Genomic DNA, 12,864 nt, shown 5'->3' with positions numbered 1-12,864 from the left:
CTCCGCCTCTCCGGTCGACCTCACCGGTACACCCCCGCCAGCGCGAGGACCGCGACCACCAGCGCCTGCACCAGGGCTGCCGGGACCAGCACCACCCATGAGACCTCGACGAACCGGTCCGGCCGCAGGACGGGCAGCCGTCGGCCGACCACGACGAGCAGCGTCACCAGCGTCACGGTCTTGACCACGAACCACCAGGTGGCGGGCAGCAGCGGTCCGGCTCCCCCGCCGAGGAACAGTGCGGTCGCCATCGCGGCCGTCGCACCGAGGAAGATTGCCCGACCGCCGTCGACCAGCAGCCGGTCCGGCCCGGAGAGCTCGGACAGGACCCCGCCCGCGACGTCGCTCCCCGCGGGAGCAGCGAACGGCCCCCAGAACGCGAACGCGGCGCCACCGGCCAGGAACACGACGAAGGCGAGCGGCATGGTCGCGACGAACCACAAGCCCGCCTGCGCAGCAACGACGTCGGTGGTACGCAACGACTGCGCTGCGATGCCCGTGGAGATGAGCGCGAACATCAACGGCAGCTCGTACCCGAGCCCCTGAGCGAGGAACCTGTACCCCCCGACCAGCGAGTGCACTGCGTTCGGCCCCCAGCCGACCAGCCACACCGCCGCCCACAGCAGCGCCTCGGCCGCGTTGAACCACACCAGGTCGGCGCTGGTCGACACCAGGGTCGAACCGTCGAACGGCACGACCGCCAGGGACAGCACCGCCAGGACGAACGCGGCCGACGAGCCGAGCCGCCAGAGCAGCCGGTCCGGGGCGAGCGTGGTGCGCCGCTGCTCGAGCACGGACCGCACCGCGGACCGCACCGGGTCCAACGCAGCGCCCGGCCGCCCGCCCGCCAGGACGACGCTGTCCACGGCGGCCACCAGCAGCCCGAGGGTGATCGCGGCCACGACCACCAGGCCGACGGCGGGCACCAGCCCCCATGCCTCGGCCGACGTGGCGCCGGCCGCCTCAGTCATGGGCCGACACCGCGCGCGCCGACGCCGGGTCGCGGTCCACGACGACGCTGGCGACGGTCAGTCGGGCCGCCGCAAGCTCCATGCCCTCCAGGACAGAGGCGAGCTCCGCCGGCGCAAGGGCCGGCAGCGGGTCGTCGACGTGCTCACCCCGGACGGCGGCACACCACCACCTGAACCGGTCGACGACGTCGTGAGCAGCCGGGGCCGGGCGCGCCTGGGGGGTGCTCGACGGAGTGCCCGCGGCCATGCCGCGAACCGACCAGGCCAGCGTGCGGGAGTGCCCGACGCGGCGGGCCAGCGCTGCTGCGGACCTGCGCGCCCGGTCCCGAACCTCCGGGATCGGCGAGCGCAGGCCGTCCCGGGCCACCCGCGCCTGCCGAGCCGCGGTGGGCCATCCCGCGACGAGCAGGAAGGAGGCCAGCCGGTCCAGGGCCAGCACGTCACCGGGAGGTTCTCCCGGATCGTCGTGCGGTGGGCGGTCGGGGTGGTCGGCCTGACGGCTCTGGTGGACCGGACCGCTGTGACCCCCGGGGGCGTCGACCCATGTCAGCGAGACGTCGGTGAGGACGTCGCCCTGCATCGAGGCGCTCAGGACCAGACCCGTGGGCCACCCCGCGAGCACCGGCCCCAACCGGACGGTGAGCTGGTCCAGCGTGAGTCCGTCGCGGTCCGGGGCGACCTGCGCCATCGGCAGACCGGCCACCTCGCCGCCGTGACCCCCGTGCCCGCCGTGACCGCCTTCGTGCCCGCCGCCGCCACCATGACCTTCGTGCCCGCCGTGACCACCGTCGTCCTCCCCGCCGCCACCGTCGTGACCCTCGTGCCCACCATCATGACCTTCGTGCCCGCCATCATGATCTTCGTGCCCGCCACCAGCGCCCGGGTGCGTCGGGGCGCCGGCATGCCCGGCGCCGAGGTGGCCCTCGGGGGTCACGCGGTCGTCCTCCTGCCAGGCGGACGGGAGCAGGAGCGACGCCGCCGCGGCATCGAGCTGGACCTCGACCGGGCCGGCCGCGAGGGTCGTGCGATGGCGTGGGAGCGGCACCTGGGACCAGAGCAGATCCACGGCAGCGCTCGTCTCCGGGCCCATCGGCGCGCACACGACGAGGAGGTCGGCCTCGGCCGGGGACCGGGCGATCCGCCACCCACGGCGGTCGATCGCAGCCTCGACATCCCACCGTGGCGTGGTGGTACCTGGTGCACCGACGAGCAGGACGCGCGGCCGTGCCCACGCCCACCGAACGAGCCGTGACCTCAGGCCCACCGCAGCGCCCCTTCGCGCCACACGTACACGACGCCGACCAGCAGGAGCAGCAGGAAGATGAACATCTCCACGACCGCGCCCGGGCCCAGCCCGGCGACGACGACGGACCAGGGGTACATGAAGATCATCTCCATGTCGAAGGCCAGGAAGAGCACCGTCACGGCGTACCAGCGCACGTGATGGCGGGACACGGCGTGCTGCGCCGGGACCGACCCCGACTCGAACGGCAGCGACCGTGCGGACCGTTCGGCCAGTGACCACGCCCGTCTGAGCCCGTACAGACCGGCGACCAGCGCCAGCGCGGCGGCGAGTAACGATGCTGCGGCAGCCACGCGCGCCCTCTCCTCCGCTCGCCGGCCCACCGGCCGATCACCGTACGGACGTCCCGTCGTCGCTGGCCAGGCTAGGCGTGAGCGTGCAGTCCGGCGACCGCAAGCCGTGCGGGGCGACCGCACACCCGGTGCCGTACTGCGGCGAGAAGGCTCGCGCGGGGACCCACGCTCCTAGATCGGCGGCCAGCCGACGCGGGCGTACACCGCCAAGAACTGGCTCATGAGCAGCGTCCAGCTGCCCGTGGCCATCGCCACACCGGTGCCGATCAGCAGGACCCCGCCGGCGAGCTCGATGCGGCGCGTGTTGCGGCTCAGCCAACGGGGCAGCCGCTTGCCACGAGCCATCCCCGCTGCCAGTGCCACGAACGGGATGCCCAGGCCGAGGCTGTAGACCACCAGGAGCGCCGCCCCCCGGACCACCGTCCCCGTGCCCGCCGCCGTCGCGAGGATCGCCGTCAGCACGGGGCCCACGCAGGGAGTCCACCCGAAGGCGAACGCGGCGCCCAGCGGCAGGGCGCCGGCGGGTCCGCGGTTGAACCGTGAGCTGTCGATCGCGAAGCGGCGCTGGAGCAGCGGCACGCTGATCACACCGACCATCGTCAGCCCCATGAACACGACGAAGGTCCCGCCGACGACGTTGATGATCTGCCTGTTCTGCACCAGCAGCAGTCCGAGCGCCGACGCGGTGATCCCGAGCACGGTGAAGACCAGGGTGAAGCCGAGCACGAAGAGAACGGAGCCGGTCAGGACCCGGCTGCGTGCGCGGGTGGCGACGGCTCCGCCCGCTGACGGTGTCGACTCGCGGAGCCCCGAGACGTAGGACACGTAGCCCGGCAGGATGGGCAGGCAGCACGGCGACGTGAACGAGATCACACCGGCGACCAGCGCCAAGGACATCAGGGCGTAGAGCTCCAAGCCTGCCATCCTCCAACGGGTTCGAACCGTACCGGCACACTACCGTTCGTGGTCAGGTCCGGGACCACGCCGGCTCTCGGACCGGCGGTGCCCTCACCTGGCCTCAGCCGCCGGGTTCCCGCTGCACGGGGCCGTTGACCATCTCGCCGGGTGACGCGCCGGCGAGCACCTGGTCGAGCGTGCCGGCCAGGAGCGGGAAGTTCGAGGCACCCATGATCTTGGCCACGATCGTGCCCTCGCGGTCGAGCACGAAGGTCTCCGGGACCCCGTAGACGCCGAAGTCGACGCTTCCCCTGGACCCGGTGTCGACCACGTACTCGTACCGCTCCCCGCGGCCGAGCTCGTCCAGGAACGCCACCGCGCTGGACTTCTGGTCCTGGTAGTTGACCCCGACGAAGGTGACCCCGGCGTCGGCGTAGGCATCGGCGGCCGCAACCAGCTCGGGATGCTCCGCCCGGCAGGGGACGCACCACGACGCCCAGAAGTTGACCACGACGACCTGGCCGCGCAGGTCCGCCAGGCGCAGGACGCCGTCCTGCTCCAGGTACGGCCACTCGGCGGCCGGCGCCGGCTTCCCGATCAGCGGGGATCGGACCAGCGTCGGGTCGGTGCCCAGACGCGCGCCGAGCACCGCGCCGACGCCCACCACCACCGCCAGGACGAGCCCACCGATCCACCAGAGCATGGCCGACGGCGAACGGGGGCGGGCCGTGTCCAGGGCCGGGACGACCTCCTCCGACGAGGTGCCCGACGGCCTGCTCACTCGCCGCTCCCGGGAACCGCCAGGGCCCGTGCCTCCTGCTCCAGCGCAGCGGCCTGGCCCTGCACCTCGGGCTCCAACGGCAGCTCCTGCATCCGCTGCAAGGCCTCGATGGCGCCGTCCGGGTCGTCCTGGCCGTAGAGGCGGACGTTGGCCAGCAGCCACCACCCGAGGGGTAGTGCGGGGTCGCGTTGCAGGGCCTGGTCGGCCAAGCGTGCGGCCTCCACGGGCTCCTCGAGCATCAAGAGGATCCAGCCGAGCGAGGCGAGGGCCTCGGCGTTGTCCGGCTCGCGGTCGAGCACCTCGCGGTAGTGCGGGACGGCCTTGTCGAACTCCCCCTGGCTGCGGTAACGCTCGGCCAGAGCCAGGCGCATGCCGACGATCTCGGGATTCGCGGCGACGACCCGCTCCATCTCCTCGTCGCTGACTTTCGACAGGTCACGCCCGGGCGTCGACGAGGTCGGCTGCGGTGCGGGGTCGACCTGGGTGACCTCGTTGCCCGTGACGAAGCCGCCGTCCGGGCGCTCCTGCAGGGCAGGCGGGAGGACCACGACCAGTGCCACGAGAGCCGCGACGCCGCCGACGCCGTAGACGACCGCACGCCACGTCATCCCGCGACGGGGAACGGCCTCCCCGACGGTCTGCGTGCCGTCCAGCAGCGCCAGCGCCTCCGCGGCCGTTCGCTCGTACCGCCGGCTCAGCTCCGCGGCCGGCCCGGGCGGCACCTCGCCGGCGCGCACCTGCTGCTCCAGCTCGAGCAGGTCACGCAGGGCCTGATCCCGCTGCTGCTCGATCCGGGTACGACTCAGGCGCTGCTGCTGCGCCGAGGTGCTCACGGCTCGTCCTCCTCGGCCACGGCGGGGCGCACCCGGTCGAGCTCACGTCGGACCCGCTCGCGCTCCTCCTCCGGAAGGGCAGGGACGTGCCGACGCGGCAGGGTGGCCAGCACGGCCAGTCCGACCCCGACCGCTGCGACCGGCAGGAGCCACAGGAGCAACGTCACACCGCTCGCCGGTGGTTCGAGCACGACCCAGTCGCCGTAACGGGCCCGGAAGTAGTCGAAGACCTCCTGGTCGGTGCGTCCGGCAGCGACCTGCTGCTCGACCTCCTCCCGCATGGCCGAAGCCGTCTCGGACGGGGAGTCGGCGATCGAGACGCTCTGGCACGTCGGACAGCGCAGGCGCTCCTCCAGCGCGTTCGCCCGGTCCACCGGTGAGCCCGAGCCGTTCAGCACACCCCAGGCCACCACGGCCAGGGCTGCCACCAGCAGGACCGGCAGGACGAGTCGGCGCACCGGGTCACGCACGGGGGGACACCGTCTCGCCCGGCCGCGCCAGGGTCCCTGGCTCCGGCGCCGTCCGCGCCGAACCCGGGCGCCGCCCGCTCAGCGCCCAGACACCGCCCAGCATGACCAGCCCACCCGCCACCCACATCAACCACATCAGCGGGTTCGTGGACAGCCGGATCGAGACCGACCCCTCCGCCAGCCGCGTGAGCGATACGTACACGTCCCCCGCCGGCCCGCTCCACACGGCCGGCGTCGCAACGGCCTGCGGCTGGTTCCGGAACGCCGTGAGCGCAGGCTCCATCGTCCGCACCACCTCGCCGTCCCGGCTGACCTCCAGGCGGGCGGCCCGGACGGTACGGTCCGGCAGCTCCCGTTCGACGTCCTTGACGTACGTGACGGTGTAGCCCGCGAACGCCACGTCGTCGCCGAGCTGGAGGTCGGCGGACTCGCGCTGGGCCAGGCCGCCCGACGTCGCGATCGCGACCACGAGCAGAGCCACGCCGATATGGGAGAGCTGCCCGCCCCAGTAGCCGCGGCGGCCACGGAGCAGGCGCCACACCCCCCGCCACGAGCGCCACGGCGCCGTCACGACCAGCTCGCGCGCGCTGGCCGCCACGATGGTCACCGCCAGGAGGACCGCCGCGACGACCGCAGGTGCGGTGATCCCGGCCAGGACGAGGCCGGCCGCGGACAGGCTGCCCAGCACCAGCGGCCACGACACCCGTCGCCACAGCGCCGCGCCGCTCGCTCGACGGTAGGGCATGAACGGCCCGACCCCCATGGCGAGCAGCAGGGCGAAGGACAACGGCACCGCCATCCGGTCGAAGAACGGCCGCCCCACCGAGACCTGCTGCCCCGTGGTCGCCTCGACGAGCACCGGGTACAAGGTGCCCAGCAGCACCACGAACGCGTACAGGGACAGCAGCACGTTGTTGACCAGGAACGCACCCTCCCGGCTGACCAACGACTCCGGGCGTCCGCCACCGACCAGGGCCGCCCCGCGCCAGGCGACGAGGCCGAACGCGACCACGGTCACGAGCAGGAAGAACCCCAGCAGGACGGGCCCGACCGCCGACTGGGTGAAGGCGTGGATCGACGCGATGACCGAGGACCTGGTCAGGAACGTGCCGAGCAGCGTGAGCGAGAACGTCGACACGACCAGGATCAGGTTCCACAGCTGGAGCATTCCGCGCTTGACCTGCACGACCGCGGAGTGGATGAACGCGGTTGCTACCAGCCACGGGATGAGAGCGGCGTTCTCCACCGGGTCCCACGCCCAGTAGCCCCCCCAGCCCAGCACCTCGTAGGACCACCAGGCACCCAGCACCAGCCCGCCGGTCAGCCCGGTCCAGGCGACGAGGTTGGCCCGCCGGGTGCGCCGCAGCCACTCGACGCCCCCCTGTCGCAGGAGCAGCGCCGAGATCGCGAAGGCGAACGGGACGGTGAAGCCGACGTACCCCAGGTAGAGCAGCGGCGGGTGAAAAGCCACCAGGAGGTGGTTCTGCAGCAGCGGGTTCGCGCCCGGCCCGTCCAGCGGCGGATTGGCCAGGACCTCGAACGGGTTGGTCACGGTCGTGATCAGACCGAAGAAGAAGACGGCCACGAGCGCCATCACACCCAGGGCTCCCGTCCCCAGCCGGTCGGTCGTGCTGGGGATTCCTCGAGCCACCACGGCGATGAATCCGGCCAGCACCAGCACCCACAGCACGGCGCTGCCGTCGAGGGCTGACCAGGCCGCCGTCACCTTGAAGAACAGGGGGGTCGTGCGCGAGCCTGTCTCGGCGACGTAGGAGACCTCGAAGCTGTCCGTGACCAGCGCGGCGATGAGGGCGCCCTGCGCGAGGACGCCGCCCGCCAGGATGCAGACCGCCAGGGCCTGGAGCTGGCCCAGCCGCACCGCTTCGGGGTGCCGTTGGGCGTGCAACGACCGCCAGGCCAGGACGACGGAACCGGCCAGGCCGAGCATCGCGCCCGCCCAGCCTGCGGCAGCCCAGATCAAGGCGCGTCGACCTCCGCCTCGGTCTCCGGAGCGCGGTACTCCTCGTCATGCTTGACGATCATCGTGTCGGAGACGAACACGTCCTGTTGCCACTCGCCCTCGACGACCACTCCGATGCCTTCCTGGAAGAGCTGGTTGGGCGCTCCTGAGTGCACGACCTTCACGCCGCCCGCACCGGACTCCCCCACCACGATGAACTCCACCCCCTCTGCCGTGGGTTCCACGCTCCCGGCCTGGACGAGGCCGCCGAGGCGGAACCGCTCCCCGTCCGAGGCGGCCGTGTGTCGGCTGATCGCCTCCTCGGGCGTGAGGTAGTAGACAAGGTTGTCGTTGAGGTTGCCGAAGGTGAGGGTTCCGGCCAGGACGGCGGCCAGCCCGACTCCCGGCACGACGAACGCCCGCGCTCTCACCGCAGCTCCTCCAGCTGTCGACGCGCCCGCGACGTGCGAGCGCGCAGGGTGGCGATGTACACCGCCATGGATCCGTAGGTCACACCGAAGCCCAGCATGACCCACCCCCAGTCAGTCATGTCCTGTCTCCGATGGTCTTCTTCACGGCAGGGGCGGTCACGGCAGCGGCGGTCAGGGCGGGTACGGTCACAGCGGACCCGGCCAGCGGTCGCCCGAGTGCCGTGGTCGCTGCCGCCAGCTCCGCGTCCTGCCTCGCCAACCGCATGCGGAGCCGCAGTGCCACGGCGAAGACCGCGGTGAACGCCACCACGTTCAGCAACAGCGCCGCGAGCATCACGTGGTCGATCGTCGGGTCACCCGGGCGCAGCACCGTGGGTGGCTGGTGCAGGCTGCGCCACCACAGGACCGACAGGTGCACGACCGGGATCTGGACGGACGCCACGATGCCGAAGACGGCGCTCCGTCGGGCGCGCTGGACCGGATCGACCGTGGCGCGCCGCAGCGCCAGGTATCCCAGGTAGACGAAGAGCAGCACCGCGGTGGACACCAGCCGGGGGTCCCAGGTCCACCAGACCCCCCAGACCGGCTTGCCCCAGATCGCGCCGAGCGCGATGGTCAGAGCGGTGAAGAAGACCCCGACCTCGGCGGCGGAGGCGGCCAGGCGGTCCCATCGCTCATGGCGTCGTCGCAGCCAGGCGACGCTGGCGGCCAGTGTCAGGCCGAAGGACAGGTACGCCAGCCATGCGGCGGGGACGTGCACGTACATCAGCCGCTGCAGGTTCCCCTGCAGCCGGTCTGGAGGCGCAGCCAGTGCGGCCGCCAGCCCCGCGAGCACCAGGACACCCGCGGCGGGCACGAGGAAGCGGTCTGTCCGCGTCATTCCGTCTCCTCCAGCGAGGGCGCCGTCAGCAGGGTGGCGAGCAGCGCGAGCAGTTCAGCGAGCCCCATCAGGAGCAGCCATGGCCACGGTGCCCGAGCATACCTGGCAGCCTCGATGACCTGGGTGGCCCCCAGCAGCAGCGGTACCGCGAGCGGCAGGACGAGCAGCGGACCCAGCAGCGCGCGGCCCGGCGCACCCGAGGACACCGCACCGGCCAGCGCGCCAAGAGCCGCCAACCCGATCGCGACCAAGGGCAGGACGGCGAACAGCCACGGCCAGCCGGGGATCCGGGGGTCGTACAGTGCGACCGCGACCGGCGCGAGGACGAGCTGGAACGCGAGCAGAAGCACGGCGTCCGCGACCACCCGGGCCACCGCCCTCGCCACCGGATCGACGCCGCACTGCGCGAGGAGCGCCTGTGCCCCCGGTCCGTCCTCGGCGGTGTGCCGCACCGTCAGCATCACACCGAAGAGCAGGACCACGAGCCAGTAGAAGCCCGGCCCCACCTGCCGTAGGAGCGGGATGTCCGTGCCGACCGCCATCGGCAGCAGCAGGAGCGCCACCGCACCGAACGGCGCAACCACCAGCAGCGCCTCTCCGGTGCGCCGCTCGAGTGCCAGATGCAGACCCACCAGCGCCCGGACCTGCTCGCCCGGTCCGGCCGACCCGTTCATGTGGTGACCACCGCGACGGGAACGGGCGCGCCGTCCACCAGCTCCACCGCGCGGTCGACCAGCGGACCCAGCTGGTCCCGTTCGTGCGAGACCAGCACGCAGGCGCCCGACCTGGCCCGCACCTGGTCGGTCAGCACCTGCACCAGGTGCACGCTGTCACGATCCAGGCCCGCATGTGCCTCGTCGAGCAGCAGCAGCTGCGGCTCGGTCAGGAGAGCCCGGGCGAGGTCCGCTCGGCGCAGCATGCCGTGCGAGCACCGGTCGGCCCGCCGGTGCCGCGCCGCCGCGAGCCCGACCGCCTCCAGCGCGCTCTCGGCATGAGCCTCGTCACGACCGGTCAGCCGTGCGACCAGGCGAAGGTTCTCGCCCAGCTCGAGCTGCGGGTACAGCGCGGGCTGGTGGCCGATCAACGTGATGGAGGTGCGGACCCGGGCTCGGCCCGCCCGCCCGGTGGCCCCGTCGGCCCCGACATCGACCCCGAGCACCCGGCACGTCCCGCCGACCGGCCGGAGCATGCCGGCCAGCACCTTCAGCAGGGTGCTCTTGCCCGAGCCGTTCGGGCCGAGCAGGCCGACCACCTCCCCCGCGTGCAGCCGCAGGTCCACCCCGCGCAGCACCGGGGTGCCGGCGATGGTGGCGTGCACGGACTCCAGGGTCGCCACCGGACCGCCCTCGGGTCCGGACGCACGCCCGGTGGGGGCGCACAGCTCTGGCATCGGTTTCCTCCGTGGGATCGACCCAGGGGACGACCGGCTGATCGATCCGGGGATGAGCTGACAGTAGGTCTCTGGCCTGCATGGTAGGCGTCCTGAGGAGGGTACGGTGCCGCCCCCGCGGTGGTGGCCACCTGCACCCGCGTCGGCCACCTGCTCGACGCCATCGCGCCCGGCCTGCACCCTGGCAGCGGCCGCGGAGCACACGGTTCAGGTCAACGTGTGGACAGCTGGTGCGCGCGCCGGATCCCCGCCGCGAGGTCGTCGTGATCGTGGCCGCCGACGTATCGGCGGCCGTTGATGAAGAAGGTCGGCGTGCCGGCGGCACCACTGTCGTCGGCGCTGGCGACGTCACGTTCGATGCGCAGAGCGTGCCGACGTTCTTCCAGGGCTGCAGCGAACTCCTGTCGGTCGATACCGAGGACAGCGGCGTAACGGGCCAGGTCGCGAGGGGTCAGGGCGTCGTGGTGGTCGAAGAGGATCGCGTGCATGTCCCAGAACTTCCCGTGCACCGCGGCGACCTCGGCGGCCTCAGCGGCGAGCTGGGCGTGCGGGTGGATGTCGGGCAGTGGCAGGTGGCGGAAGACGACGGTGAGGTGCTCAGCGAACGTGTGGCGCAAGCGGTCCACGACCGGGCGGACGGCGGCGCAGTGGTCGCACTCGAAGTCCCCGTACCACAGGAGTGTCACCGGTGCGTCGGGATCGCCCTGGAGGTGGTCGACCTCAGGGTCGATCGGTTCGGCCACGTCACTCAACGGGGGGGCCAGGCGGGAGGCGCCGGCCGAGCGCAGAGGTCGGGGTAGGCGCTGGATGATCCAGAAGGCGGCCCAGGCCAGGAGGGCGGCGAGCCCGGAGGCCGCAAGGACCCCCGCCTTGGCGTCCTCCAGATCGGTTCCGGTGAAGGTGATGTCGGCGATGAGCAGGGAGACGGTGAAGCCGATGCCGGCGACGCTGGACACCCCGATCAGCGACGGCCACGGCAGCGGCAGCGGCAGGGCCCCGCCCCATCGTCGGGTGACCAGCCACGTGCTCGCGGTGATGCCGACCAGCTTGCCCACCACGAGCCCGGCCACGATCCCGATCGTGATCGGTGAGGTTGCCGCGCGGGCGAGCGTGTCGCTGTCCAGCCGGATCCCGGCGTTGGCCAGCGCGAAGAGCGGGACGACCAGGTAGCTGGCCCACGGGTGGAACAGATGCTGGAAGCGTTCGTTCGGTGAGACGGAGCGGACCATGGCCCGGCCCGCCCGACGGGCGAGCGCAGGCGACGGGTTCATCCGGAACCGGCGCCAGACCGTCCCGGCACGGTACAGCCCGGCCCGTCGGGGCGGGTATGCCGTGAAGACCACACCGAGCGCCACCCCGGCGACGGTCGCCTCAACCCCCGAGGCCAGGGTCGCGGCCCACACCGCGACTCCGGCCACGAGATACGGAGCCCCGTGCCGGACCTTCAGGGCCCGCAGGGCCAGGACGACCCCGAACAGAGCGACGGCGACCAGGAGCCAGGGCACCGAGAGATCGTTCGTGTAGGCGACGCCGATGACGGTGAGCGCGACGACGTCGTCGATGATCACCAGGGTCAGCAAGAAGCTGCGGACAGGTGGGGAGGCGCCGCGCACCAGGGTCAGCACGCCGAGCGCGAACGCCGTGTCGGTGCCCATGACGATGCCCCAACCGCGGGCCGACGGCTCGCCGACGTTGAGGGCGAGATAGAGCAAGATCGGGACGATCATCCCGCCCAGCGCTGCGAGGACCACAGGGGCGACCCGCCGTCGTTCGCGCAGCTCGCCCATGTCGAGCTCGCGGCGCACCTCCAGGCCGGCGACGAAGAAGAAGAGGGCCATCAGGCCCTCGTTGACCCACTCCCGGGTCTGCAGGGCCAGGCCGCGCCCGCCGACATGGACGCTGATCTCGGCTGTCCACAGTGCCTCGTACGTCCCGCCCCACGGGGAGTTGGCCCAGACCAGGGCGGTGACCGTGGCGACCACGAGTGCCAGCGCGCCGGTGTTCTCGGTGGCCACGAACCGACGGGCCCCGGCCGTACGGGGTCGACGCCCGCGAGTCCGGGCCGAGGTCACGGCCCGGATCCCTCGATCCGACGACGAGGCCGCGCCGGCTCGTGCTCGACCTCGATCGTCTCCTGGGGATGCCACGTACCCACCCCGCGGCGGAAGATCCGCCTGGTCCCCGGTTGCAGGGCGCCCTCGTGCTCGCCCAGCCGCAGCCGCACCCGGGTTCGGGTCGTGCACGGTTCGGCGGTGACGGTCACGGTGTCGTCGTCGATCATGATCGCGAGGCGTTGGCCACGGTGCTGCATGCGGAACTCCAGGGTGTGCAGCCCGGCCGGCAGGGCAGGGTCGAGGACGATCGTGGCGCCCTCGGTCTCGAGGCCGGCGAAGGAGCGGCTGAGGATGTCGATGGTCCCGGCCATGGCGCCGAGGTGGATGCCCTCCTGCGTCGTCCCGCCCTGGGTGTCGTCCAGGTCCGCGGCCAGGGCGTCACGGAAGGTGACCCACCCTCGGGCCGGGTCCAGGCGGGCCAGGACCGAGGCGTGCACGACCCGGCTCAGGGTCGAGCCGTGCGCGGTACGGGCCAGGTAGTAGTCCACCGTGCCGGTCAGCGCTGCTCGGGTGGTCGGGGGGGCCTGTCCCCGGATCCTGG

At 72.6% G+C, this 12,864-nt stretch carries 16 protein-coding genes; 1 reads left to right on the top strand and 15 read right to left on the bottom strand.

Translation table 11 applies throughout. The features are described 5' to 3' along the window. Positions 1–20 precede the first annotated feature (20 nt). Both N866_RS04375 and N866_RS20795 read right to left on the bottom strand, forming a co-directional pair. The gene (locus tag N866_RS04375; protein ID WP_034223178.1) at positions 21–971 is read right to left on the bottom strand and encodes an NADH-quinone oxidoreductase subunit H; all 951 of its coding nucleotides are present in this window, start codon (positions 969–971) and stop codon (positions 21–23) included. Beyond that, positions 964–1,674, bottom strand: coding sequence for a hypothetical protein (locus N866_RS20795; protein ID WP_155855199.1), 711 nt, complete (start codon positions 1,672–1,674; stop codon positions 964–966). The genes N866_RS04375 and N866_RS20795 overlap by 8 nt, the downstream gene beginning before the upstream one ends. Before the next feature lie 9 nt (positions 1,675–1,683). Here N866_RS20795 and N866_RS04365 point away from each other — a divergent pair, with 9 nt between their 5' ends. Next, positions 1,684–2,223, top strand: coding sequence for a hypothetical protein (locus N866_RS04365; RefSeq protein WP_155855198.1), 540 nt, complete (start codon positions 1,684–1,686; stop codon positions 2,221–2,223). Between the two features lie 2 nt (positions 2,224–2,225). Here N866_RS04365 and N866_RS04360 read toward each other — a convergent pair whose 3' ends face one another. The 13 genes from N866_RS04360 to N866_RS04305 all read right to left on the bottom strand — a co-directional run. After that, entirely contained in the window at positions 2,226–2,567 is a 342-nt protein-coding gene (locus N866_RS04360; protein ID WP_034223169.1) for an NADH-quinone oxidoreductase subunit A, read from the bottom strand. A gap of 171 nt (positions 2,568–2,738) precedes the next feature. Further along, positions 2,739–3,482, bottom strand: coding sequence for a cytochrome c biogenesis CcdA family protein (locus N866_RS04355; protein WP_034223166.1), 744 nt, complete (start codon positions 3,480–3,482; stop codon positions 2,739–2,741). Positions 3,483–3,585: 103 nt separating this feature from the next. After that, positions 3,586–4,245: a TlpA family protein disulfide reductase gene (locus N866_RS04350; protein WP_216699373.1), complete on the bottom strand. Its 660-nt coding sequence runs from the start codon at positions 4,243–4,245 to the stop codon at positions 3,586–3,588. Then, positions 4,242–5,078 carry a tetratricopeptide repeat protein gene (locus N866_RS04345; RefSeq protein WP_052022375.1) on the bottom strand — a complete coding sequence of 279 codons (837 nt, stop codon included), beginning with the start codon at positions 5,076–5,078 and terminating at the stop codon, positions 4,242–4,244. The genes N866_RS04350 and N866_RS04345 overlap by 4 nt, the downstream gene beginning before the upstream one ends. Next, entirely contained in the window at positions 5,075–5,548 is a 474-nt protein-coding gene (locus N866_RS04340) for a cytochrome c-type biogenesis protein (RefSeq protein ID WP_034223163.1), read from the bottom strand. Before N866_RS04340 ends, N866_RS04345 begins: the two co-directional genes overlap by 4 nt. Beyond that, positions 5,541–7,529, bottom strand: coding sequence for a heme lyase CcmF/NrfE family subunit (locus N866_RS04335; RefSeq protein ID WP_034223160.1), 1,989 nt, complete (start codon positions 7,527–7,529; stop codon positions 5,541–5,543). Before N866_RS04335 ends, N866_RS04340 begins: the two co-directional genes overlap by 8 nt. Continuing rightward, positions 7,526–7,939: a cytochrome c maturation protein CcmE gene (locus N866_RS04330; RefSeq protein WP_034223157.1), complete on the bottom strand. Its 414-nt coding sequence runs from the start codon at positions 7,937–7,939 to the stop codon at positions 7,526–7,528. Before N866_RS04330 ends, N866_RS04335 begins: the two co-directional genes overlap by 4 nt. After that, the gene (locus N866_RS22570; protein WP_281173187.1) at positions 7,936–8,058 is read right to left on the bottom strand and encodes a hypothetical protein; all 123 of its coding nucleotides are present in this window, start codon (positions 8,056–8,058) and stop codon (positions 7,936–7,938) included. Before N866_RS22570 ends, N866_RS04330 begins: the two co-directional genes overlap by 4 nt. Further along, entirely contained in the window at positions 8,055–8,819 is a 765-nt protein-coding gene (gene ccsA / locus N866_RS04325) for a cytochrome c biogenesis protein CcsA (protein ID WP_052022374.1), read from the bottom strand. Before ccsA ends, N866_RS22570 begins: the two co-directional genes overlap by 4 nt. Continuing rightward, on the bottom strand, positions 8,816–9,493 hold the full coding sequence (locus tag N866_RS04320; protein ID WP_052022373.1) for a heme exporter protein CcmB: 678 nt from the start codon (positions 9,491–9,493) through the stop codon (positions 8,816–8,818). Before N866_RS04320 ends, ccsA begins: the two co-directional genes overlap by 4 nt. Beyond that, a complete protein-coding gene (locus tag N866_RS04315; RefSeq protein WP_081802317.1) occupies positions 9,490–10,209 on the bottom strand; it encodes an ABC transporter ATP-binding protein in 720 nt (239 codons plus the stop codon). Before N866_RS04315 ends, N866_RS04320 begins: the two co-directional genes overlap by 4 nt. A 212-nt stretch (positions 10,210–10,421) precedes the next feature. Next, positions 10,422–12,224 carry a Na+/H+ antiporter NhaA gene (nhaA, locus tag N866_RS04310; RefSeq protein WP_162177289.1) on the bottom strand — a complete coding sequence of 601 codons (1,803 nt, stop codon included), beginning with the start codon at positions 12,222–12,224 and terminating at the stop codon, positions 10,422–10,424. 53 nt (positions 12,225–12,277) lie between these two features. Next, positions 12,278–12,864 (bottom strand): glycosyl hydrolase family 65 domain-containing protein (locus N866_RS04305; RefSeq protein ID WP_281173186.1); only part of this gene is annotated, 587 nt, incomplete at its 5' end.

The sequence above is a fragment of the Actinotalea ferrariae CF5-4 genome (genome assembly GCF_000603945.1).
Classification (GTDB): Bacteria; Actinomycetota; Actinomycetes; order Actinomycetales; family Cellulomonadaceae; genus Actinotalea; species Actinotalea ferrariae.
Note: the sequence above shows the minus strand (reverse complement) of the source record. Positions and strands in the feature narration are given on the sequence as shown.